15 protein-coding genes are annotated in these 24,584 nt (G+C 61.5%); 7 read left to right on the top strand and 8 right to left on the bottom strand.

The window, feature by feature from the left end; all coding sequences use genetic code 11:
• Positions 1-2: 2 nt before the first annotated feature.
• The 3 genes from CFE428DRAFT_RS05510 to CFE428DRAFT_RS05500 all read left to right on the top strand — a co-directional run bounded on the left by CFE428DRAFT_RS05510 (position 3) and on the right by CFE428DRAFT_RS05500 (position 5,544).
• Positions 3-1,634: an esterase/lipase family protein gene (locus tag CFE428DRAFT_RS05510; RefSeq protein WP_006978472.1), complete on the top strand. Its 1,632-nt coding sequence runs from the start codon at positions 3-5 to the stop codon at positions 1,632-1,634.
• Between the two features lie 31 nt (positions 1,635-1,665).
• Positions 1,666-2,358 carry a potassium channel family protein gene (locus CFE428DRAFT_RS05505; protein WP_006978471.1) on the top strand — a complete coding sequence of 231 codons (693 nt, stop codon included), beginning with the start codon at positions 1,666-1,668 and terminating at the stop codon, positions 2,356-2,358.
• Positions 2,359-2,421: 63 nt separating this feature from the next.
• A complete protein-coding gene (locus CFE428DRAFT_RS05500) occupies positions 2,422-5,544 on the top strand; it encodes a two-component regulator propeller domain-containing protein (protein ID WP_006978470.1) in 3,123 nt (1,040 codons plus the stop codon).
• Here the strand turns inward: CFE428DRAFT_RS05500 and mrdA are convergent.
• Both mrdA and cls read right to left on the bottom strand, forming a co-directional pair.
• Complete coding sequence (gene mrdA, locus CFE428DRAFT_RS05495) at positions 5,528-7,870, bottom strand: penicillin-binding protein 2 (RefSeq protein WP_006978469.1); 2,343 nt, start codon at positions 7,868-7,870, stop codon at positions 5,528-5,530. The genes CFE428DRAFT_RS05500 and mrdA overlap by 17 nt on opposite strands.
• A complete protein-coding gene (gene cls / locus CFE428DRAFT_RS05490) occupies positions 7,867-9,363 on the bottom strand; it encodes a cardiolipin synthase (RefSeq protein ID WP_006978468.1) in 1,497 nt (498 codons plus the stop codon). The genes mrdA and cls overlap by 4 nt, the downstream gene beginning before the upstream one ends.
• An 89-nt stretch (positions 9,364-9,452) precedes the next feature.
• Here cls and CFE428DRAFT_RS05485 point away from each other — a divergent pair, with 89 nt between their 5' ends.
• The 4 genes from CFE428DRAFT_RS05485 (at position 9,453) to CFE428DRAFT_RS05470 (ending at position 14,913) form a co-directional block, all read left to right on the top strand.
• On the top strand, positions 9,453-10,328 hold the full coding sequence (locus CFE428DRAFT_RS05485; protein WP_006978467.1) for a hypothetical protein: 876 nt from the start codon (positions 9,453-9,455) through the stop codon (positions 10,326-10,328).
• Positions 10,329-10,332: 4 nt separating this feature from the next.
• A complete protein-coding gene (locus CFE428DRAFT_RS05480; protein ID WP_006978466.1) occupies positions 10,333-11,070 on the top strand; it encodes an LOG family protein in 738 nt (245 codons plus the stop codon).
• A gap of 130 nt (positions 11,071-11,200) precedes the next feature.
• The gene (locus CFE428DRAFT_RS05475) at positions 11,201-14,317 is read left to right on the top strand and encodes a hypothetical protein (RefSeq protein WP_006978465.1); all 3,117 of its coding nucleotides are present in this window, start codon (positions 11,201-11,203) and stop codon (positions 14,315-14,317) included.
• Positions 14,314-14,913, top strand: a complete 600-nt coding sequence (locus CFE428DRAFT_RS05470; protein ID WP_006978464.1) for a hypothetical protein — start codon at positions 14,314-14,316, stop codon at positions 14,911-14,913. The genes CFE428DRAFT_RS05475 and CFE428DRAFT_RS05470 overlap by 4 nt, the downstream gene beginning before the upstream one ends.
• A 91-nt stretch (positions 14,914-15,004) precedes the next feature.
• On the opposite strand, the gene CFE428DRAFT_RS05465 is transcribed toward CFE428DRAFT_RS05470, so the two are convergent.
• The 6 genes from CFE428DRAFT_RS05465 to CFE428DRAFT_RS05440 all read right to left on the bottom strand — a co-directional run bounded on the left by CFE428DRAFT_RS05465 (position 15,005) and on the right by CFE428DRAFT_RS05440 (position 24,535).
• Complete coding sequence (locus CFE428DRAFT_RS05465; RefSeq protein WP_006978463.1) at positions 15,005-17,320, bottom strand: acetate/propionate family kinase; 2,316 nt, start codon at positions 17,318-17,320, stop codon at positions 15,005-15,007.
• A 2-nt stretch (positions 17,321-17,322) separates the two neighbouring features.
• The gene (locus tag CFE428DRAFT_RS05460; RefSeq protein ID WP_006978462.1) at positions 17,323-19,182 is read right to left on the bottom strand and encodes an aspartate ammonia-lyase; all 1,860 of its coding nucleotides are present in this window, start codon (positions 19,180-19,182) and stop codon (positions 17,323-17,325) included.
• Positions 19,183-19,194: 12 nt separating this feature from the next.
• Entirely contained in the window at positions 19,195-20,529 is a 1,335-nt protein-coding gene (locus CFE428DRAFT_RS05455; RefSeq protein ID WP_006978461.1) for an anaerobic C4-dicarboxylate transporter family protein, read from the bottom strand.
• A 12-nt stretch (positions 20,530-20,541) separates the two neighbouring features.
• Positions 20,542-22,050 carry a DcaP family trimeric outer membrane transporter gene (locus CFE428DRAFT_RS05450; protein ID WP_006978460.1) on the bottom strand — a complete coding sequence of 503 codons (1,509 nt, stop codon included), beginning with the start codon at positions 22,048-22,050 and terminating at the stop codon, positions 20,542-20,544.
• 241 nt (positions 22,051-22,291) lie between these two features.
• The gene (locus CFE428DRAFT_RS05445; RefSeq protein ID WP_006978459.1) at positions 22,292-23,140 is read right to left on the bottom strand and encodes a bile acid:sodium symporter family protein; all 849 of its coding nucleotides are present in this window, start codon (positions 23,138-23,140) and stop codon (positions 22,292-22,294) included.
• Between the two features lie 39 nt (positions 23,141-23,179).
• Entirely contained in the window at positions 23,180-24,535 is a 1,356-nt protein-coding gene (locus tag CFE428DRAFT_RS05440; RefSeq protein ID WP_042724568.1) for an ammonia-forming cytochrome c nitrite reductase subunit c552, read from the bottom strand.
• Positions 24,536-24,584 lie beyond the last annotated feature (49 nt).

Raw genomic sequence — 24,584 nt, 5'->3', positions numbered from 1 at the left:
ATATGCGCGCGCTCCCGTGTCTGCTCGGCACCGCCTTTCTGCTCGCGGCCTGTGCGCCTTACGCAGATATCACGGAAAAGCAACCATCGCTCCCAGCGAAGTCCGGCCCCGGCCCACTGGCTGACGCGGAGCAGGCGATCGGGAAGGCGTTGCACCGGGACCACGTTAACCCTCTCCAGGCGCTCGGCGACTGTCTTGGCGCAATGGACATCGCGCTTCGTGCGTTGCGAAAGAATCCCGCAAACGCGACCGCGCGGCGCGATTACAATTTCGCGCTGGGGCGGGTCTTCGAGATCATCCATGAGGCCCGGCTGAATCCGTGGACCCAGCCACTTCACATGCCGGGGCCGGGTGGGGGCTTCGAGCTTGCCTACGCCGCCGATCCGCATGCGGAATGGAATCCCGCGCGGTGCGATTTCACGCCGGCTGATCAGTTTGACGTGCGCGGCCTCTATGTCTCGCGGCGCGTGACTCGTGACGGGATCGGCGCCCCTCTGGTCACTATTGAGCGCGACATCAACCGGCAGGCGCGCCAAACCTTCGCTCCATCGCGCCTATTCTATGGGCTGACTGGCGTCGCGCACCTCCAGGGCCGGCGCTGTGTGCTGGCTTTGGAAGATCCTTTGGCCCACGAGACGACCCAGCTCGATGGCCACACTTATCCGCTGGCCGCGGACTTCACGGCGCCGCTCGCGGTCATGCTGAAAATGACCGATCCGAAAAAGCACGAGTTGTCCCGGTTGCTGAACCCGGAAAAATTTGCCCACACCGCGGCGATCGAACGGCTCCAGCCTTACGATCCAAACAAGACCGTCGTTCTCGTGATTCACGGCCTCATGGACTCACAGGCCACATGGATACCGATGATCAATACGCTGCGCGGCGATCCTGACATCCGCAAACATTACCAGTTCTGGTTTTACAGTTACCCGAGTGGTTATCCCTATCCCTATTCCGCGGCGATTTTGCGCGACGAACTCGATGCGGTCGAAAAGCGTTTTCCCGCCCGCAAACCGATGGTCGTCGTCGGGCATAGCATGGGAGGCTGCATCAGCCGGTTGTTGATCACCGATAGTGGAGACCGGCTTTGGATGACGATTTTCGGCCGGCGGCCGGAACAGGTGCCGCTTTCGGTGCATACCCGCGAGTATTTCGAGGAAGAGCTCTTCTTTCATCATCGCGCGGAAATCGGACGGGTCATCTTCATCGCGGCGCCCTTGCGTGGCAGCGATCTGGCGAGCGGATGGTTGGGCCGCCTGGCGGCCAGTCTCATCCGCCCGGCCAGGCTGGCGTCGCAGGCCAGCAGGGAAATGTTACGCCTGACGAGCATCCGGGAAAACGAACTGAAGCCCAAGCGTCGCGCCAACAGCGTGGATACCCTTTCCCCCAAGAGTCGTTTCGTGAACGCGATCAATACCATTCCGGTCACGCCCGGCATTCCCTACGACACCATCATCGGCGATCGCGGGCGCCACGATTCGCCCAACTCGAGCGATGGCGTGGTGCCTTATTGGAGTTCGCACATGGATGGCGCGGAGCTCGAAGACATTGTTCCTTCGAGCCACACGGCTCATCAGAATCCGCAAGCCATCGCGGAGGTGTTGCACATTCTCAAGACACACGCTTCGCCGTGAGAGGGAAGAAGCTCCAATTCACCTGAAAACCATGGCCAGCTTCCGACGATTTTGGATCCGGTATTGGAAGACGGATCGCAGTCTCTCGGGATTGTTGATCGCGCTGATCATTTTTGAATTTGTCCTTCCTTCGGTAGCTGCGGACAGCGTCCGTCCCACGATTTTGAGTGACGGCTTTTTCTCCCTGCTGTTCGTCTGCGGGATTGCCGCGGCCGCCTCGGAACGTCCTTTGGTTTTTTGCCTGGTGGCGACCGCTACGGCCGGTGCATTGATCATTCGCTGGCTGGATCACTTTGGCAATGTCGACATGTCGAGTTGGAATGCCGCGGCAGATATCATCGGGTTATCGTCGTTTGCCCTGGTGGTTCTCGGCAAGGTCCTGCACCGGGGGACGGTTACGAAGTATCGCATTCAGGGGGCCGTCGCCGTTTATCTGCTCCTGGGTTTCATTTGGGCCAATGCCTACGAGTGGACCGCACTGGTCCATCCGCATGCTTTTAACGGAGCGAGTGAGGCTCATAGCTCGTCATGGATTTATTTCAGTTTCGTGACCTTAACGACCGTGGGTTATGGAGATATCACGCCCGTGCATTCGACCGCACGTTCCCTGGCGAATGCCGAGGCGCTGACCGGACAACTCTATCTCGCCATTCTCATCTCCCGGTTGGTCGCGCTCGAGATTGCGGCCCGCCGGGATGATGGCGATCGACCGGCGGGTAAATGAGTTCACGCGCAACTTTTGCGCTGGCCTTCGAGTTTTTGAGCCGGTATCGGTCTATGCCGTTCGATGAAGCAAGTTTTCATCATCGGCTTTTTGGCGGTGATTGCTTTCCTGGCCACGGGTTCGTGGGCCGGGGCGGAAGTGACCCCCGCACTGAGATCCGAATGGGTGACGCAATCCTGGCAGACGGAGGATGGCCTTCCACAAAATACCGTCAATGCCATCTTACAAACTCGCGACGGGTTTCTCTGGGTGGGAACGAGCGCGGGACTCGCGCGGTTTGATGGGGTGAGATTTCGGAAGTTTGGTCTGACGGACGGATTGCGTTCCGTGCGCATCTCGACGCTGGCGGAGGACAAGCAGGGAGGACTTTGGATTGGTACGACCGGAGGTGGGGTGAGCCGACGGATGGGCGGCCGTTTCGATTCATTTGGGAGCACAGAAGGATTTCCCTCGAACGCGGATGTAGTGTCGATGACTTCAGATCGGGATGGTTCCATCTGGATCGGCACTTCCGAAGGATTGGTGAAGTGGCACGATGGAGTTTTCACGGTGATTGGCGAAGCCCAGGGATTGCCCCACGAACAGATCCGGGCCCTGACCCAGGATTCGAACGGCTCGCTGTGGGTGTCGGTGTTACCCGGAGGTGTTTTCCGCTCGGAGGGTGGCCACTTCACGTTAGTGAAGGGATCAGGGGTCTTCCCAGATTACTTGTACAGTTTGGCCACCGGCGTTGACGGTGTGGTTTGGGGTGGAGCGGGTAATGGCCTTCTGTGGCGTTGGCAGGGTGGTGAGTGGAAGCGCTTCGATCGCACCAATGGATTGCCTCTGGCGAGCTTCATGAGCCTGGCAGTGGATAGTGCCGGGACCCTCTGGATTTGTGCGGATGATCACGGCCTGTATCGGAGTCGCGCAGAACAATTCGAACCGGTGGCAGGCAAAGGGGAGTTATCCGATCCATTCGCCGGAGTCGTTGCCGCGGATTGTGAGGGTTGCATTTGGGTAGGGACTCGAAATGGCGGTTTGAACCGGCTCTCGCGGCGCGAGCTTTACTATTGGGGGGCGAATGCCGGATGGGATCAGGCTCCCGTGATGTCCATCGCGCAAGACGGGGCGGGAGCCTTGTGGATTGGCGCCGGAAGCAAGGGCATCTACCACCTCGAAGGTGGTCAATTCAGCCGGCTTCAGGATTCTGGAGTATCTGCCCAGACTCATCGGACCTACTGCACGGCCAGCGCTCCTGACGGCAGCATCTGGGCAGCGGGGGAGAGTTGTCTGTATCACTTTCAGAGCGGCCAACCGACCAGGGCATTTTTAGATTCTCCCATTCGCGGTGAAGCCATTCGGGCGCTGTGTGCGGATAAGACAACGCTCTGGATGGGTACTTACTACTCCACGCTTCTCAAATGCGACGGCACCACCGTGCAGGTGGCCGCGCCGCGCGGATCCTTTGGCGGAGATATCACCAGTATCGTGAGCGAAGAGGCGGACACGATCTGGATCGGCAGTGCGGGTGGATTGCACCGCTGGCGGCAGGGACACATCGTCCGGACTTGGGGAACTCAGGACGGTCTCCTCACGGCGAACGTCCTCGCCTTGCTCCGCGATCCGGACGGCACGATGTGGATTGGGACGCGAGGGGGTGGACTGGCCCGCCTCAAGGACGGGCGCATTTTCAATGTCACTTCGCAGCAGGGACTGGTCGACGACGTGATCTCCCAAATTGTCGCCGACGATATGGATCATCTTTGGCTGGGATGTAATCGTGGTTTGATGCGCCTGGAGCGGAAAGAAATCGACGCTCTGGCCAGCGGCAAACTTTCCGAACTGCATCCGCTGTGTTTCGGCCGAAATGAAGGCATGGTGAAGGAACAATGTACGGGCGGGCATTCGCCCACGGTGTGCAAGACGAAGGATGGCCGCCTGCTCTTTCCGACGGTCACCGGTATCGCCGAGATCGACCCCGCCCAGTTGCAGAACCGCAAACCTGTCTCGCCGCAGGCCTCAATCGACGGCGTCCAAATCGATGGCCAGGATCGTGCGCCGGGTGCGGCTTTGGTCGTGCCGCCGGGTTATCATCGTCTGGACCTGCACTTTACCGCACCCGTGCTGGGAGATGGTAACTGGGGGCAGTTCCGTTATCGGCTCGATGGACTCGACAGAGACTGGATCACGGATGATCGAGACCGCTTGGCTTCGTATGATGGCCTGCGCCCAGGCCACTATGTCTTCCGCGTCGAAGCCTCGGGCAATGGCGGAAAGTGGAGTGAACCCGGTGTGGCGCTCGCGCTGACGGTGCAGCCATTTCTGGTCCAGCGGCTCGGGTTTCAAGTGACGGTCGTTGCATTGTTCATCTTCATTGGCGCTGCCTTGGTGTGGTGGTCCATGCACCGCCGTCACCTTCGCCAGATCGCCGAGATCGAGCGTGCCCGCCTGCAGGACGCGGAGCTGGCTCGGGTGGGCCGGGTTTCCCTGCTCGGTGAGCTTTCCGCTTCGCTCGCCCACGAATTGAGTCAGCCTCTCGCGGCCATCTTGAGCAATGCGCAGGCGGCCCTGAGATTTCTCGAAGACGAACCGGCCGACGTCGCGGAAACGCGAGCCTGTTTGCGCGATATTGCGGCGTCGGATCAGCGGGCCAGCGAGATCATTCGGCATATGCGTTCGATGATGAAGAAGGGGGAGGCGCAGCTGGAACCGCGCGATATCAACCTGGACATCGAGGGCGTGCTCGCGCTTCTGCACAGCGATCTGGTGACACGGCAGGTCGTGGTCACCACCGAGCTCCAGCCGGACCTGCCATCGGTGAGGGGCGATCACATTCAGTTGCAGCAGGTGCTCCTCAATCTCATCGTCAATAGCGGCGACGCCATGCGGTCCGCTGACCCGGAGGCGCGGAGCATCGTGGTTTCGACCAGGCGTGACGGCGCCGGCCTGGTCCGGGTCTCCGTGGCCGATTCGGGTCCGGGTATTGAACCGGATAAGCTCGAGCGGATCTTCGATCCTTTCTATTCCACGAAATCCAACGGCCTGGGCATGGGTCTCTCGATCTGCCGCGCGATCATCAAAGCCCATGGCGGTCATCTTTGGGCGGAAAGCGAACTCGGCCGGGGCGCGACCTTTCACTTTACTCTCTTGATCGGTTCGGAGCATCCGGTGTCCGAGGAATCGCGATCTATCGCGGAGAATTGAAAAAGGGTTTTAAGACATCGCTCCGGTCCGGCGTAAATGGCCGCGGCGAGGTTCCCGGATTATCCCACGCGCGGCCGCGCGGATCTGCCGCCGCGCGAATGTCCGGGACACGCAGATGTCGCGGCTCCACCGGGATGGCGCGCGGGGGAGCGTCGGTGCTCTCCCACGTTTCCGGATCATCCATCTCCGATACTCGACTGGTTCTGCTGGTGAAAGGGCCCGTCGCCGCCGTCGTGCCAGGCGAACTCGGCGGCCGATTGTAGTCCACCTTATCGATGGGAGTGAAACTTCCCCGGGCCGGAGGCAAGGCGGCGAAGGTCGCCTGCGGCGTGGAATCCAATTCCAGGCAGCGTTCCAGGATTCGTTGGGCAATCGGCGCAGCCACACCGCCGCCCGATTTCGCTCCCTGCACCAGGACGCAGATCGCGTAGCGCGGTGCTTCATAAGGCGCGAAAGCCGTGAACCAGGCATGATTGTCCGGAATGTCGCCGCGCCAGAATTGGGCGGTGCCTGTTTTGCCCGCGACATTCACGCCGGGAATTTGCCCGCGTTTGCCGGTGCCCTCGGCGACGACCCGGCGCATGCCTTCGCGCACGGTTTCCATTTGCGCATGGTCGATGCCTGCACGGCGCAGATCGGCGTGGACCTTCGCGCCGTGGGGCACTACCGGTCGGCCCGTGTCAGGATCGCGCACGTCGTGGCCGTCCTGGTCGAGCACTTTCAGCACGAGGCGCGGTTCGTAAGCGAGGCCACGATTGGCGATCGTCGCGGTGACCATGGCCATCTGCAGCGGCGAGGCGAGCACGTATCCCTGGCCGATCGAGGCGTTGGCGGTGTGGCCGTCGGACCACCGCTCGCTGGGATGATTGCTCTGCAACCAGTTCGGGCCCGGCAATACCCCAGCGCTTTCGCCTGAGAGCGGCACGCCGGTCTTCTTCCCCAGCCCGAGCGCTTCGCCGATCGCGTCGATTTGATTGATCCCCGCGGCGTTGCCCCATTGGTAAAAGAAAGCGTTGCAGGAGTTCTTCAGCGCATCGGGCAAGGTGATGGCGCCGTGCGCGCCGCGTCCCGCGATCCAGCACTTCATGTATTTGTCGCCGTATTGGACCCCGCCGCTGCAAGTGAAGGCGCGCGTCGCCGGAATGCCGGCACGCAACCCGGCGAGGGCCGTCACGGTTTTGTAAATGGAACCGGGCGCGTAGCCTTGCAGGGCTCGATCGGTCAGCGGATCCGTGGCGTCGCCGGTGAGATTCTTCCAATCCCCGGAGGCGATCGATGGAATGAAGAGATTCGGGTCGTAGGAGGGGACGGATGCCAGGGCGAGGATTTCTCCGTTGTTGGGATCGACTACCACGACGGCGCCGCGGCCGATGCCGGCCTCGCGCAAGGCCGTCTCGACGATGAATTGCACCCGGATGTCGATGGTGAGGTAGACATTGCTGCCCCGTTGCGGCTCGCGACGTTCTTCTTCGCCCACGATCACGCCTTTGGGATTGCGTTGCATGATCCGCGCGCCGGGTGTGCCGCGGAGCCATTTGTCATAGTAACGTTCGACCTGCGCTTTGCCTTCGAGATCCGGATCGTAATAGGTGAAATCGTCGATATCGACTTCGTGTTCCAGGTTCTTGACCGCGCCGACGTAACCGAACAGATGGGCGCCCAGTGCTCCATAGGGATAGATGCGTTCCGGGCGCTGCACCAGGTCGACACCGGGCAGCCCGGTGCCCGTCTGCGTATATTTGGCAATGGTCAGGAAATCGATGTTCTCGCGATAGACATACGGCACTTCGCGTTTGTTGCGAAAGTGCCGCTGGAGATTCACGGAATTGTAGTCGACCGCGAGCCCCAGCTCCTGGAGGCGGGGCATGACGCTCTCGTTCACGATCTGCACGATGTCCGGCTCCTTGAGCGCCTTCTTCATCTGCTTGACGGTGCCCAGGTATTCCAGGGTGGGCACCTTCTTATGGGTCTCGCGGTAGCTGCGCACGATATCGGGCAGATAGAACTCGATGACGTAACTGGCGCGGTTTTCGGCGAACACGTGGCCGTTGCGATCGCGGATTTCACCGCGCACCGCAGGGATGCGCACCGACACTTCCGAGCCTTTGCTGATCCGACTCGCCCAATACTCGTGGCGGACGATTTGCTCGTAGTAGAGCTTGGCGAGGAGAGCGCCCAGTCCGCCAAAGACGACGAAGCCGAAGAAAACGAGGCGGCCATTGACGCTAAATGGCGCCCGCGGCGGTGAGTCGAACATCCCTCGCACCAATTTTTCTTTGGCCCATCTCCAGGGCCGGGTGACGGTCTCGAACAGCGATGGATTCATTGAACGGGTGCCATGAGTCGCGATAGTCGCGCGGCAAAGCGAAATCCCCACGAGCGATCGGTGAAATCGGCGGCGGTCGCCCGGCGGCTGCGGGCGAAATCCGTCGCAAACATGGACTCGACCGCTTGCACCGTGGCAGGCTCGGAGAAGAGGAGGGTGATTTCGAAATTCAAGCGGAAGCTGCGATTGTCGAAATTGGCGGTGCCGATGCCGCAATAGTCATCCACCAGGATGGCCTTTTCGTGGAGAAAGCCGGCCTGGTAGCGCCACGTCTGGACGCCCGCCTTTTCCAACTCGGGCAGAAAGGTGAAACCCGAGAGATAGACCAATTGATTATCGGCATGCTCTGGGACCAGGATGCGGACGTCCACCCCGCGGAGCGCGGCGAGTTGCAGCACGGAGATGAATTGCTCGTCGGGGACAAAGTAAGGACTGGCGATCCAGACGCGCTTCTTCGCGCTCGCGATGGCGTGCAGGAAGAAGAGTGTGCAGGTCTCGAATTCATCCGCCGGACCCGAGGGCAGGCAGAAGGCAATTCCATCTTCTCCGTTGGAAGCCACCGGAGTCCAATTGAGAGCCGGCCGATCGCCGGTGGCCCAGTTCCAGTCTTCGAGCCAGGCGATTTGCACGCAGAGCACCACGGGGCCCTGCACCTTCACGTGAGTGTCCCGCCAGGGGCCGATTTTAGGATCTTTGCCGAGATACTCGTCACCCACGTTGTGTCCGCCGACGAACGCCGTGCGGCCATCGACGATCACGATCTTGCGATGGTTGCGGAAATTGATCTGAAAGCGGTTCGCATCGCCTTTGCGGGTGTTGAAGCTCCGGATATCCACGCCGGCAGCACGCAATTCGTTCACGTAAGACTTGGGAAGATCGTGACTGCCGATCTCATCGTAGAGCACGTAGCAGCGAATGCCCTCGCGTTGCCGGGCGATGAGCGCCTCCTTCAGGCGCTGTCCCAGGCCGTCGTCGTGCAGAATGTAGAACTGCACGAGAACGTAATCGTGCGCCTCCTGGATCGCCGCGAAGATCGAACGGAAGGTCGCCTCACCGTCGATCAGTAACTCGGTGTGATTGCCTCGCGTGGCGGGCAGTTTGGCCAGCTTTTCCAAGAGGGCCGCCGCCGCCGGTTCGTCCGCCGGCGCTGGGCGCATGGCGAAGAGATCGTGCGCCACCTTGCGTTCCGCGTCATTCAGCTCGGCTTTGTTATGGCGCCGCAGAGAGACGTAGCCCGCGAAATTCGAGCGCCCAAAAACCCAATACGCGGGGACGGCGATATAGGGAAACGTGTTCAACGACACCACCCAGGCGATGGCACCCTGCGAGGTCCGCACGTGGAGCACCGCGTGGACCGAGGTCCACGCGCCGATCACATGGCAAAGCCCGATGATCAGCGCGCGGCGGGTTTTCCGGTGTCCCCGCAACCAGCCCAGCGCTCTCCTGCCGCGAGGAGAATGGGCAACTATCTTGTCGAGAAGCGCGGCGAACATCTTCCCAAGTTAGTAATTTGGCGGCCCCGCCGTGGATAAGCCTTAGGTCCTATTGGAAGCGGTCGGCGGAGAATGGACAATGCAGGTTGATGATTGCCTTTACCCGGACTCTCATTCGAGAACCGAAGCGTGTCGCTCGCTTGAGCCGGACGTTTTCCCAGAGCCTGTCCGCGGTGGACCTGGCCGAGCCGTTGCTTTCGCTCGATGACAACCAGCCAGCGGCTGCCGGTGCCGATTTGCTGCGGGCCCGTGGTGTTGGCGTCCTGGGGGTGCGACGCGCTGGAGCGATGGCGGGGTGGGTTCGGTTGGATGATCTCGGCGGCGGCACGCTGGGCGATTGCCTGCACGAATTCCAGGAACAGGAGGTATTCAGCGACCACGCCGGCCTGGTGGCGATTTTGAGTGCGCTGTCCGAGACAGAACACGTCTTTCTCGAATGGCTCGGCGAAATTACCGCGGTCATTACGCGCCGCGATTTGCAAAAGCCGCCCCTGCGCATGTGGCTCTTTGGCGCGATCACGGTGCTCGATACGAACATGAGCTGGGCCATCGAGGAATTGTACCCCGGCGATTCATGGCGGGACCAAATTTCGAAAGGACGCTGGGAAAAGGCATCGGTGCTTTACGCGGAACGTCAGCGGCATGGCACCGAATGCCGGATGGTCGATTGCCTCCAAATCAAAGACAAGGCTGACATCCTGGCGCGTGAACCGGCGACCCTCACCTTGCTCGGTCTGGCTTCCCGGCGCGAAGTGGAGCGCTTCACCGGTAATGTGGAAAAGCTGCGCAATCATCTTGCCCACGCCCAAGTCCTGGAGCCCGGGGATCTGGCTACCGCCGGACGACTGGCGTCATTCATCGACGCGATTTTGAGCGCGGGCATTACCAAGCAACTCGTCGAACTTCAGCACCAGGAAGGCCCCGGCAGGCCCTCCACGCGCGATGGCGTTCGCACCACTCGATAGGACAATGAATCCAAAAAAAACTCCCTACGGACAAGCCGACGTCGTTCTGCTCAGCGATGAAGACGCGGCCGCGGCTCTGCTCGAACGCGCGGTGACGGGACTTTGGGAGGTGGTCAACGACCTCACCCGCTTTCGTCGCACGACGCGGCAGAACTTTCGCGTGACTATCTTTGGCTCCGCCCGGATCAAGCCGGGGACGCCGGCCTACGAAGGCGTGAAAAAGCTCGCCGCGGAGCTGGTGGGATTGGGCTGCGACATCCTCACCGGCGGTGGGCCGGGATTGATGCAGGCGGCCAACGAAGGGGCGTATTCCGTCGATGCCACGGGGCTCAATCGGTCCATCGGGATCAACGTGGAACTGCCATTTGAGCAGGAGGTCAATCCATTCGTCAGTCAGGCCTATGGGCATCGGACCTTCTTTTCCCGGCTGCACCATTTCATGATCGCCTCGGATGCCTTTGTGGTGGTCCCCGGCGGGATCGGGACGCTCCTCGAAATGTCAATGGCCTGGCAGCTCCTGCAGGTCCGCAAGCTCTATAACACGCCACTCATCCTGGTGGGGAAGATGTGGGCCGACCTGGTGGATTGGGGCAAGGGATGCATGCTCGACGAAGGCAGCGAACTGGCCAGCGCGGCCGACTTTTCCATTCCGCACTGCGTCAATTCGATCGAGGAAGCGATCGCTCTCCTTCGCGAAACCCGTGTGGCCTGGCTGGCCGCACAAGCTACCGCGCAGCGCTGAACTTGTCCGTCCCGCAGAGTCTCAATCCTGCTCACCTCGTCACTCGTGCTGGCGGCAGGTTGCCTCTAAAAACAGACTAGGACTAAAGTCGTATGGAGCCGTTTCGCGGCGCGCGATTACTTTGCCGTCCGTGAGCTTCCTTCCAATTCCGCTCCGTTTCCGCGCGGCCGTGGTGCGCAAGCTCCTAGTGGCCATGGTGGGGCATTCGATCCTCTGCGCAGGCGCCTGTTTGTGGGCGGAAGATGCCGTCAAGGAGGCACCGGAAAGCGTCGCGGCGCGCGAGCAGGCACAAGCGTATTTCGAAGACGATCAGCCGCGGAAAGCCGTGGCGATTTTGGCGGCGGCAGCCACGCACGATCCGCAAAACCGGGTGCTGGCCGCCATGCTTTACGCCGGCCTTCGCGATCATCTCTGGCATTTTCCGGTTGCTCCGCCGATCAAGCATGGCGGGGCGGTGAATGTGCTGGTCTTCAACCGGGATGGCAGCAAGCTCGCGAGTGGTGCGGCGGATGGCGAAGTTTCAATTTCATCCACCGATTCGTTGGACGAAGCGGGCGCCGCGGCGGGGCACGTTAGCCTGCCGAAGGCGGAGAGTGCGATTGTCGGTCTGAGTTTTTCCAGGGATGGAGCGAGACTTGCCGTGGTGGCTCGAGACAGCGGCGTGCAAATCTGGGATGTGGCGGAAAAGAAGGTTGTCTTCGAGGTGGGCAAGCCGGCGGCGGCCGTTGCGATGGCGCGATATTCCATGCAGGGCGGACTCATCGCCTTTGGGACGGAAGGGGGCGTGATCCAGGTCGTCGATGTCGACGGTGGAAAGGTGGTGGGGCAATTTCAGGTCGGTGGTGGCGGCGTCAGTGCCCTGGCTATTTCCAGCAGCGGCCGGATAGTGGGGGCGGCCGGTGGCGATCATGTGGTGCACGTGTGGAATCTGGAGTCCGGGGGAGAGATCGGCGCGGGTCTCCCTCACCCAGGAATCGTCCGCAGCATCGATTTTTCCTCGGATGAACGATATGTGCTCACCGGTGGAGACGATAAAGTGGCGCGGCTCTGGAATCCGGAGGAAGTCATGCTGGTCATGCCCGCGATGTCGTGTGGTGAAAAAATCGTGAAGGTCAAGGTGAGTCCCGACGGGAGCCAAATTGCGACGATGCTCGACGACGGCAGCGTGCAACTCTGGGATGCGCTGACCGCCGCGAAATTGCCGGTAGTCCTGCGCGAGGAGGCGCCCATGCGTGACTTCATCTGGGCCTATACCGGCATGCGCGGGGCGACCGCTTCCAGCGACGGACACGTAAGCCTTTGGACGATGCATAACGGTGCCCGGCGAGGGGAACGCCTCCTCCATGGCGGCCCGGTCAATGTCATCACGTTCAGCCCGGATTTGAAGACGATCGCCGTGGGAACCGAAGACGGTGAGGCGAGACTCTGGCGGACCGATGGGGGGATGCCATTGACCACCGTACGCGACCACAATGCGCGTGCGCGGAGCGCTTTCTACAGCGCCGATGGGCAACACCTGATCACCACTTCGGAGGATCACACTGCCTTGCAATGGATCTCGGGCCATGTGGACCCGTTTGGTCCGGCCATGCGGCACGCTGGAAAGGTCAATTGTGGGGTGTTCAACGCCGATGCCTCCCTGATCGCCACGGGAGACAGCACCGGGGCGGCGTGGTTGTGGAGGGCCTCCAACGGGCAAGCCGAGGGACGGGCTTTTCGCCACGCCTCCGCCGTGAATTGGGTGGATTTCGCGCCAGATGGCACTCGCCTTCTGACCGCTTCCGGGCCTAATGCCACCATCTGGAGTTTGCGGGATCGAGCCAAAGCCCTGGCGGTGTTGCACAGTCCCGGCAAAAAGAAGTCCGAGATCCGCTGCGCGCGTTTCAGTCCCGATGGGAAGTGGATCGTCACGGCGTCGGCCGACGGGACGGCGCGGATTTGGGATGGGGCGACGTACCAATCCGTGGCCTCCATCGATCGTCACGACCCGCTTTGGTGCGCGCGCTTCAGTCCGGACAGCAGCCTCCTGGTGGTGACCGGCGATGACGCCCGTGCCATCGTGTACGAGACGCGTACATGGAAGCAGGTTGGCACGCCGGTGTTGGGACCCGGGCCGATCATTTCGGCGGTCATCACCAATGACAATCGATTCCTGGCGGTTGCCACCGTATTGGTCGATGCGGTGCAATTTCATGAAATCGCAAGCGGTCGTCCGCTGGGCGATGGAGTGAATCTGCATACGCAGCCGAGTTGCGTGGACTATTTGCAGCAGGACAACGTCGTCGTGGTGGCATGCGATGACGGGACGGTGCGCGCCATCGAGGCCCCATTTGTCACCCAGGATGTGCCACCGTGGGTGCAAACCTTTGCGGAACGGTTGGTGGGTTTGCATCAGACCGGGCCGGATACTTTCGAGCGCGTCGTTTCCACTTTCGGCCAACTGCGTGGTGACCCTGCCGACCCGGCGCGGGCGGGAAACGAAGATTTTCCGCGGCTCGCGCGCTGGATCCTGACCACGGGCAGCGACCGCAACGGCATGCCGCGATTTACCAGCACCCTTGGCATCAATATTGTGCATCGGGTCAATGAGCGATCCCTCCAGGCGCTCTACGAGTGTTTCGGAGCGGTCTCCAACGATCCGCTCGGCCTGGCCGCGCTCAGCCTCTACATGCCCAACGCGCGGCAGGGAGAATTCATCGCCGATGTCGTGCTGAAAATTCCGGACGCGCCGCCACTGGCGCGGTGCTACGCGGCGAGCACACTGACGAACTACGGAAGGAGCACCGAAGCCCTGGCAATTGTCGATAAAGAGGTGGCCGCCGCACCGGCGGACGCGCGCGTCTTGCGCCGGGCGGGGAAGGTGCATGCCCGCGTGATGGATGTGGATGGGGCGATCGCTTTGTTCGACAAATCGCTGGCCTTGAATCCCGATGATTACGAGACCCGGCGGGCGTATGGTTGGGTGCTCTTTTTTTTCCGGCGTCCGACGCAGGCCGCGGTGCAGTTTCGCAAGGCGCAAGAACTCCAGGGCGAGATGATCGAAGATGTCATCGCGGGGTTGTGCCTCTGTGCGGCGGCCCAGAAAAATATGACCGAAGCGCTCAACGACTATGGCCGGCTGGTGGCCTTGGATCCGGAATGGCGCGAGGCGAGGTATTTCAGCGATCTCCGGGGTTGGACTCAGGACCAGATCGAGCAACTCGAGTTGGTGCGAGAGGCCTTCGTGAAAGGAAAGAAAATCAAATGAAGAGAGACTTACTCATTTGCCGCGCGGGGCGTTCCGCCGCCTGGCGGCTGGCGGTCCTTGGAATCATCGGAATGTTGAGCGGCGCGCAAGCGGGCGCACTGGACCTCGGTACGCCCACCAGCCGGACCCCCTACGACGCCTATCTCGGCCCCCTGTGGGAAGTGCTGCATCATCTGGGTGGCGCCCAGCCTGACATGGCCACAGTGAACAAGCTCGTCGCCGAAGATCGGGCCTTTCGCTACGTGTTCAAGAAAGATCAGCCGTACGTGCCGCAGACCCCTGCGGAAACCGAGTCGACCCACAGCGGCGACTGTAAAGCCAAGGCCTTATGGCTGGCTTCCAAGATGGATACTGGCAAGATTCGTTTCGTCGTTGGCAAGGCACGGGCGGAGTCGACCATGAGCCATGCCTGGCTAATTTGGGAGGGGCCGGACGGATGGCTCATTCTCGATGCCACGATGTTTTCCCGGCCGCTCCAGCCGGACCGAATGTCACCGGCCGAATATGTTCCCAACTATTCATATGCTCCAGGCGGGAAGTACATCCACGCCGTCGCCGCCGCGGGCGCAGGAAAGAAATACGGCGATCACTTGTAAGCCTGATGCTTCGCCGATCCACTTCCGAATACGAACGAACACAAATAGCGTAGAACTGGCCGTTCGGCTTTAGTCCCAGAAGAGCGCGTGGTCAGTCTTCGTGCTGGATGCCGTCGATGAAACCCTGGGCGCCGGTGCGCAGGTTGGCGGCGTTGGCTTCGTCGGTGTCGATATGCATGGCGAGCGCGAAGCTCGGATCCACGCGGATGCGCACGTCGCCGAGGACCATCTCGCGATTTCCAGGCACGCGAACGCGCACCGTGCATTTATCCTTCAAGCCGTAGCGCAGGGCGTCAGCGGGTGTCATGTGGACATGGCGCAGGGCGCAGATGACCCCTCGATCGATCGTCACGCTGCCCGCGGGTCCCTCGAGCACGCAACCAGGTGAACCTTCGATATCCCCCGACTCGCGGATGGGCGGCTGAATGCCGAGCTTGAACTGCTCGGTCATGGCGATCTCGACTTGCGTGGCTTTGCGCGTCGGGCCGAGGACCCGAACGCGCTCGATACGCCCCTTCGGCCCGACGATGGTGAGCTGCTCCTTGCACGCGTATTGGCCCGGTTGTGAAAGATCGGCGTGTTTCGTGAGTTGATGGCCGGCGCCGAACAAAGCTTCGACTTCTTTTTGCGCGAGGTGAATGTGATGCGCGGAAACCTCGATCGGCACCGGTTCCCGCTGGCAGGCCGCGCTGGCGTGGACGAGATAATCGCGACTGAGCGTGCGCAAAGTCTCGCGGGCGATCATGCGTTCCTCGTCGGTCGGCACGACCAGCACCGTCACGGGCGAGTCGTCGGTGGAAATGCGGGAGATCTTCCGGCCATCGCACGCTTCCCGGTTGCGCTGCTCATGGAGGTGGATGCCCATACATTGCAGACCCTGCAGCGCGGTGGCGCGCACGCCGGCACTCCCCTGGCCGATGCCGGCGGTGAAGATGAGCACGTCGAGACCACCCATCGCGGCGACATAGGCGCCGATGTATTTGCGAACCCGGTAGCAAAAAGTTTTGAGCGCGGTGAGGGCACGCAGATCGCCGTCGTCCGCAGCGTGTTCGACCTCGCGCATATCGTTCGAGATCGCTGAAAGTCCGAGCAGGCCACTTTTCTTGTTGAGGATTTCGTCGAGTTGCGCGGCGGTCAGATGCTCGGTTCGCTCGAGGAAGGAAACGACGCCCGCGTCGATGTCTCCACAGCGTGTGCCCATGATGAGCCCCTCACCCGGCGTGAAGCCCATGCTGGTATCGATGGATCGTCCGTGATCGATGGCGCACAGCGAAGCGCCGTTGCCGAGATGGCAACTCACGATCTTCAATTCGCGCGGGCGTTTGAGCAGGAACTGCGCGGCGGCCAGGGCGACATAGTGGTGGGAGGAGCCGTGGAAGCCATAGCGTCGCACGCCTTTCTTTTCGTGGTATTCGTGCGGTAGGCCGTAGAGATAGGCATGGCTTGGGAGGGTTGCGTGAAAAGCCGTGTCGAAGACCGCGACATGCGGGACCGCGGCAAAGATGCGTCGCGCTTCACGAATGCCGAGGACGTTCACTGGATTGTGCAGCGGGGCCAGCGGGTTGAGGGCTTCGATCTCGGCGAGCACGGTATCTTCGATCAGGACAGAATTGGTGAATTTCTCGCCTCCGTGCACAACGCGATGGCCGACCGCACTGATAGCCGATGCGTCGGGTATGACGCCGGCGCCTTTATCCACCAAGGCCCCCAGCATGGCATCAAACGCTTCCGCATGGCCGCTTTGCGGGAGTTCGCGAACGATCTCGCCCTTGGCGCCATCCTGCACCAGGCGAGTGCCGGTGAGACCGATGCGTTCGATGTGTCCATGCACCACGTTTTCCGGGTGGGACGTATCGAAGAAGCTGTATTTCAGAGATGACGAGCCGCAGTTGAGGACAAGAATGCATTCCGGGCGTTCGGCCTTGAGTTCGAGCGAACCGGCGGTGTCTTCCTTGCACATCACGGCCGTCGCTTTTGCGGGGTCGCGCATCACCGCCTGGAGGCGCGCGCCGATGGTCCGCGAAATCTGTTGGACCGCACGCGGTTCGGCCATGATGTGGGACTGGAACAAGGTGAGAGGCAGGAAGAGGATCCGCGTGCGCGTTTCCGCGACGAGATCCGCGACCATCGGGTCCCCGGTCATCAGCGCCATATCGCCGAAGGTCTCACCCGCATCCAGACGACCCAGCGGTTCCTGGCCACCGTCGGCTATCGGGGCCGAGGCGGCGACTTTACCCTCGAGGATCACTCCGAGAAAATGGATCTCATCACCCGCATACACGATTGTCTCTCCGGGAGCGTAGACGGCGATGTTGGAACCATTCGTCATTTCCTCGCGTTGGGCGTCCGTGAAACACGCCAGCAGCGGGACGTTGGATTTGAGAAAAGCCAGGTCTTCGGGATTCATGATCAGGAGAGCTTTCGCGGGTGAGTCATGTTTTCCGGCCGCAGCAAGTCATCGAGCCGTTCCTTGGTCAGCCAGCCTTTCTGCAAGACGAGATCGTAGACACTGCCTCCGGTCTTGAGCGCTTCCTTGGCGATGGCCGCGCTCTTTTCGTAACCGAGCACGGGATTGAGCGCCGTGACGAGACCGATCGAGTTGCGCACGTACTCCAGGCAACGCTCGCGGTTCGCCTCGATGCCGGCAATGCAGCGACTGTTCAGGATGATGGCCGCATTGCGCAGCAGGGTGAGACCGAAGAACAAATTGAAAGCGATGACTGGCTCCGCCATGTTCAGCTCCAGTTCGCTGGCCTCGGCGGCCATGGAGACGGTGACATCCGCACCGATGATTTGGAAACAGATCTGGCTGACCGCTTCCGGGACCACCGGATTCACTTTGCCCGGCATGATCGACGAGCCTGGTTGCATCGACGGCAGGCGAATTTCATAGAGCCCGCAGCGCGGTCCGGAGGACATCCAGCGCAGGTCGTTGCAGATTTTCGAGAGTTGGACCGCGGCCGTTTTCATCGTCCCGCTCATGAGGGAAAACTCCCCGGAGTCCTGCGTGGCCTCGACGAGATTGTCCGCCAGGGTCACGGGGATGCCGCTGGCTTCGGCGAGACGCTGGGTGCAGAGGCTCGCGTAGCCGACGGGGCTGTTGAGACCCGTGCCGATCGCGGTGGCGCCCATGTTGATCGCGAGGAACTCCTCGCCCGCCCGCGTGAGGTGGCGAATGCCTTCCCCGATCATCACCGCATAGGCGCTGAACTCCTGGCCAAGCGTCATGGGCACGGCATCCTGGTTTTCCGTGCGGCCCATCTTCAAGACATCGGCAAACTCGCTGGCCTTGGCATCCAGGGCGACGCGCAATTCGCGCCAGGCGGAAAGGGTGTCGCGCAGGGTGAGGATCACGCCGAGTTTGATCGCGGTGGGATAGGCATCGTTCGTCGACTGCGAGCAGTTGACGTGATCGTTGGGGTGCAAGTGCTGATAGTCACCCTTGCGATGGCCGAGGATCTCCAGGGCGCGGTTGGCGATGACCTCGTTCGCGTTCATGTTCGTCGAGGTACCGGCGCCGCCCTGAAACATATCGATGACGAATTGATCGTGGAGTTTACCCGCGGCGATCTCGTCGCACGCTTTCACGATCGCCTGGGCCTTCATCGAATCGAGCACGCCCAATTCGCAATTGGCCAGAGCGGCCGCTTTCTTCACATAGGCGAAGGCGCGGATGAAATGTTCGAAGTGATAGAGCCGGATGCCGGAGAGCGGAAAATTCTCCACGCCGCGCAGCGTTTGCACTCCATAGTAAGCGTGATTGGGCACTTCGCGCTCGCCGAGCGAATCGTGTTCGTTGCGCACCGAGGAAATCAGCGTCTCCACTTTTTCACCGGCGATGCGGCCAGCGGCGTGATTCAGACGCTCGCTCAACCGCGCCGCGATGCGACCGGCGAGGCGGCAAAAGACCTCGGGCTTTTCCGCCCGCACCTTTTCCAGGGCGGCGCGCGGGATTTGCCACACGGTGGCGCCTTGGCGTGTCACCGCGCTCGTGGCGTGCGGCGACTCGTCGAGGACCACGCCTTCACTGATCACCGCGCCCGAGGAAAGGGTGACGAGATCGACCTGTCGCGCGTGCGTTCCGCGCATGATTTCGACCTGGCCTTCCTGCACGATGCCGAGCCAGAGGCGCGGTGTGCTTTCGTGAAAGAGATAGTCACCCGCTTGATAGGTGACGGAACTGCCTGATTGAATGACCGCATTGAGATCCTCGGTGGAGATGCCGATCCGTTGGGCGGCCGCGGTGATGGTGTCAGTGTCGAAGGTCATAGGAAATGAGGGTTACCTGGGCATGAACGAAGCGATGAGCAGCCCGATGGAGACCCCGCCGATGGTCGAGACAAGGCCGGGTAACATGAAGGAGTGATTGAGCAGATACTTGCCGATGTGGGTGGTGTGGGTGCGATCGAATTGCATGGCGGCGATGAGCGTGCCGTAATTGGGAATAAAGAAGTAGCCATTGACCGCCGGAAACATGCCGATGAGGAAGGGCGCCGGAATGCCGAGGGAAAGGCCGAGCGGCATGAGCGCGCGGGTGGTCGCGGCCTGGCTGTAAAGCAACATGGAGGCGAGAAAGAGCCCGATGGCAAAGGTCCACGGCGCGGCTTTCGCCATGCTACTCAGTCCGCCGATGATCGTCTCGCGGTTGGCGTTGATGAAGGTGTCTCCCAGCCAGGCGAGACCGAGAATGCCGATGATCGCCGTGACGCCGGACTGGCAGGTCTTGCATTTCGGAACTTCCTCCACGGGCGCTTTGGTCACGGTGAGGATCACGGCCGCGACGGCGAGCATGACGATCGCGATGGCGATGGGCATCGACAGCACCGTGGGCTTCGCACTGGAAGCGTCGACCGTGCGCAGCACTGGGAAGATACCAGCCAGCACGACCAGGGAGACGCCCGCGAGGAAAATGAACGCGCTGGACTTCGCGCCGTTTTTCAGCGGCGGAGGTGTCGCGCCGGACGTTTTGCCCGGGGGGTGCAGTTTGCCGGAGGCCAGCAGGCGCTGGTATTCCGGATCGTCTTTCAATTCCTTGCCGACGTGCAATTGCACGAACGCGGAAATCAGCACGGCGAGCAGAGTGGAGGGAACGCAAATGATCAGGATCTGCACGAGCCCGATGTGGTGCGCGGCGAGCAGGCCGATCATGGCCGCGGTGGCGGCGGAGACGGGACTGGCGGTGATGGCTTGCTGGGAGGCGATCGTGGCCACCGCCATCGGTCGCTCGGGCCGGATTCCATTCTCGTAAGCCACCTCGTAGATGACCGGGAGCAGGGGATACACGATGTGGCCGGTTCCGGCCGCGAACGTAAATCCATAGGTGACCAGGGGCGCGACGATCGTGACCTGTTTCGGATTGCTACGGATGATCTTCTCGGCCACGCGGACGAGAAAATCGATGCCGCCGGCGACCTCCATCGCCGAGGCCGCCATGATCACTGTGAGGACGATGAGCAGCACTTCGCCCGGTATGGAAGCGGGGGCGATACCGAAGCCGAGAACCAGCACGAGCAAACCGACTGCGCCCCACAGGCCGAGACCGACACCGCCGGCGCGGGCGCCCATGGCGAGCGCTCCGAGGATGACCAGGAATTCGAGGATGAGCTTGATGTCCATGGGAAGCGCCAATCAACGGACGAGATCGTAACGCAGGACGAAATCGAGGCGGTGGGCATCGCGCTCGGAGTGGTCGAGGGTTTCGTTGCGGCCGTAGAGGTATTCGATACCCATGCGGAAGCTCGCGGTCGGATGCCACATGAGGTTGGCGCTGGCGTAAATGGTTTTGTCGGTCGCGAATGCGCCCAGCGATTCCGGAGCCTCGACGTGCACGTAGCCCCCGGAAATCGTCGAGCGCCAATGCTCGCTCCAATGGTGGGTGTAACCGGCCATGGCGGCGAAGACGGGAATGGCCCTGAGTTGCCCGTGGTCGAGTGCGGCGTCGAGGCCGTTGCCGCTGGTGTCGTTGATATAGCGTGCGTCGCCTTCGCCGTAGGTGACCTGCCCGGTGAGCTTGTCTTTTTCGAAGAGATTGAGCGCTCCAGAGAGACTCGTGCCCCAGCCGAAGACATTCTGGCGCGGCCCGTGATCGGACTCGAACGACAGTTCCCGGAAAAGGCCCGAGCCTTGGATGTGGCCACGAATGCCTTCCCAGCGAAAGCCGAGAACGCCATCCGGGGTGTGATTGACCACGGTCGATCCCGACGCGAATTCATCGTTGCTGGTGTCGATGTTACCGTCCGGTTGCTCGATGCTGGCGAAGAGATTGACCTTGCTCGCGCCATTGTAAATCGGCTGCGTGTAACGGATCTGCGGTTGGCGGCGATTGAGGATGGAGTTGGGGCCTTGATAGTCGACGACGTCGGGAAACGCGTCTGGGTCCATGAAGGCGGAGAAGGTCTGGCCGATGAGGAAATTCCACGCCTGTCCGTAAAAGTGCCGCACGCGGAGCTTCATCGTGTTCGATGTCGAGTCGTCGAAGAAATCGTACTCCGTGTAGATCCGCAGGGTGCTGTCGAAGGGCACCGGCCGGCGGAGTTCGAGGGAGAGGCGGGTGCCTTTGGTTTCCATCGTCGTGCGCTCGCCGCCTTTCGCTCCTTGCTCGCCGGGGACGGGGATGCTGGAGGGAATGAAGAGGTTCGGGTTCCCGTTATTGGCAAAGTCCACGATCGAATCGATGCGCGCGGAGCCACCGATCTTGAACATGGTGTCCGTGCCCGGGATCGGGACGAATCCCTTGAGCGAGGGGTCGAGTGGGGCGTTATTGAGCCGAGGTGCGGCTTGTTGCAGATCGTTGAAATCATCGGCATCCCGGATGACGCTGCGTTCCTTGGGAACCGCATTGGCGGGCAGTTCGCTGACCGGCATATTCAGGCCGACGACCGTGACGGAGCGCCCGCTGGCCGGAGCGACGGGCCGGGAGGTCGACGCGGAGGCGGGCGCGGGAGCCGACGGCGCGCGCTGCTGCAGCTGCTTTTCGAGCGAGGCGATGCGGGCGTTTTGCGCGGCCATGGCGTGCTTCATTTCGCGAATGGTGGCTCTCATTTCCTCCATCTGGCTGTCGCTTTCCGCGAGTGCGGGCGAGAGGGTGGCGATGAAGACGAAGGCGGTTAGGGTGGGGAACGCGACGAGCGGTTTCATGAATGGGTGAGCGGCGGCCAATCGAGACTCGTGACCGCGAGTCATTGGGTTTTGCTGGGCGAGTCTGCCGGCCGTTGAAATCACCGCCTATCGGACTTTGGTCCTACGGGTTTTCGACCTTGGAGACTGTGAAAGAAATCGGCAGTGAGGTTTTAGGCCCGCGAATCACCCAGATAACGCGAATGAAAGATACCCCATCCGTGTCATTCGCGTGATTCGCGGGCACTTTTTTCACAGTCTCTTAGCCCAAGGCTGCAGTTCTACGGCGCACCCAGCTCGCCGCGAGGAAAGTCACGACGAGACAGACAATCGCACTGACGATGAGCATCGTCGTCACTTTCGGATCATGGAGGCTGCTGGTGGCCGGGACGAGTGCGGCGCCGAAGTTGCGGGCGGAGGTGGCCAGACCAAGGACGCCGCGCGTCTCGGGCCCGGCTCCTCCCAGAACCCAGCCGGCGATGAATAGGCCGAGGATATAGAGAGCAGCGGCCAGGATCGCGCCGCTGCCCACGACACCGAGCACGGCGTGAAGATTGAGGACCACGAGCAGGACAAAGAGAACGAGCAGACTGAGGTTTCCGACTTTGCCGAGAAGCGGGGCGGCCCGGGCGGCGAGGGATGCGGCTCGATTTTTGATGAGCATTCCGGCCAGGAGCGGCAGAACGATGAGGAGGATCAAGGGGCGGGCGATACTCCAGGGGTCCGCTTGCAGGCCGGGAATCAGCAGGGGAAGCGCCAGTGGCAGAAAGAGGATGGTGCCGATGGTGAGCAGGGCCATGAGGGCGACAGCGAGAGGCAGGTCGCCGTGCGCCGTTTCGGTGAGCTTGGGGAGAAACGGCGCTCCCGCCGCGCCGCTGAGCAAGATCAGACCCACGGCGTGTTCGTGCTGCAACGGAATGAGCACGGTGAGGAGCCAGGCGAACGCGGGCGCGAAGACGAAGTTCAAGGCCAGGGCAAGCGCCACCATTTTCCCGTTCCGCAAGGGCTGAAAAATAGCGTGCGGCGTCAGGTTCAAACCCACCGCTGCCATGCTGCTCACCAGAAAAACGAATACCGAAACTTTCTCCAGCGATTGCAGTAAAGGCAGCATACACGAGCGGTCCGCCAGGCGGTCGGGCGTTAACCGCGGCTATTTCGCCGCTTCGGCTGGCGGTCGAAGGGCGAGTTGGCCTTTCCGGGCGAAATTGATCGATTCACCGAGGACTCGCAGGGCTTCTTCCGGCGCGTGAAATCCCGTGGAATTTTCGGCCTCGATGAAGTCGAGGTAGAATTGCGCTTTGCGCTGGTAGTCCTGGGCGCTGGTGATTTGAGCGGCCGGTGCGTTGGCGGCCCGGGCCGATTTGAGATCGGTGATCAAATCCACGAGCGCATCCATCGCCTGGTTGCGCATTTTGTAGGTGCGCTCCTGGATCAATTCGATGCGGTCCTTCAATTCCGCTTCCGGCCATTTGTGGCACGTCTGGCAGGCTTCATTGATATTCAAGACGGGGCTGCGCACATGATGGTCACTGATCTTCAGGGCGCCTTCGCGCTTGTAGGGCATGTGACAATCGGCGCAGGACACGCCGGACCGCGCATGAATGCCCTGGTTCCATAACTCGAACTCCGGATGCTGGGCCTTGAGGACGGGCGCGCCGGTGTCGGCGTGCGTCCAATCCTTGAATCCGCTCTCATCGTAATGCGCGAGAATCTGTTCGACCTTCAACCCATTGACCCACGGATAAGTCAGGCGCTTTTCCGGTCCTTTGAAGTAATACTCCACGTGGCATTGGCCGCAGACAAAGCTGCGCATCTCCTGGCGGGTGGCGTCGCGGTTGACGTCGTAATCCTTGACGCCCTGGCTGGCTTTGAGCGCGCGGATTCCTTCGATGAAGCCCGGCTTGGTGACGCGTAGCTGCAGCGTCTTTGGATCGTGGCAATCGATGCAGGCGATGGGGAAGGTGACCAGTTTGCGCGCCTCGGCAAAGGGCATCTGGTTGATCTTCTCGAAGCCCTTGATCGTGTCGCCATCGCCCGCTTTTTTGTACGGCACGACCGTGGAGGCGTGGCATTGCAGACAGGTCCCCGGTTGTTTGGTCACTTGCTGGCGCTCGGTGTAGGTCTGGTCGTCGAGCATGAAGGCGTGTCCGCGTTCCTCCCGGAAATCTTTGGCGAAGGCATAGCCGGCCCACATGATTTTCAGCCGCGGATCTTCCTCGAGTCGCGATTGGGCGACGACGGACCGGGGATCGGCATGAGTCGGCGTATGAGGCTCGGCTTCGCTTCCGCCATAACGGGTGCGAATCTGGTCCGAAGTGCGGCGGTAGCCATCGTATTGCTGGGGAAAATCCTGGCCCCACACCGCCGGGTCCTGTGTGTCTTCCTTGAGTTCGACGACCCGAAAGAAGGGATTTTTCGCCTCCTGTTTCCTTTGGAAGATGGAGACGAGCACCACCGTGGCGATGATCGCTCCGGCGGCCGCCACACCGACGAGCAGGATGAACATGGTGAGCGGTCGCTCGCGGTAGAAGTTGAGAAAGCGATCGCGGAGGGGT

The sequence above is a fragment of the Chthoniobacter flavus Ellin428 genome (genome assembly GCF_000173075.1).
Classification (GTDB): domain Bacteria; phylum Verrucomicrobiota; class Verrucomicrobiia; order Chthoniobacterales; family Chthoniobacteraceae; genus Chthoniobacter; species Chthoniobacter flavus.
Note: the sequence above shows the minus strand (reverse complement) of the source record. Positions and strands in the feature narration are given on the sequence as shown.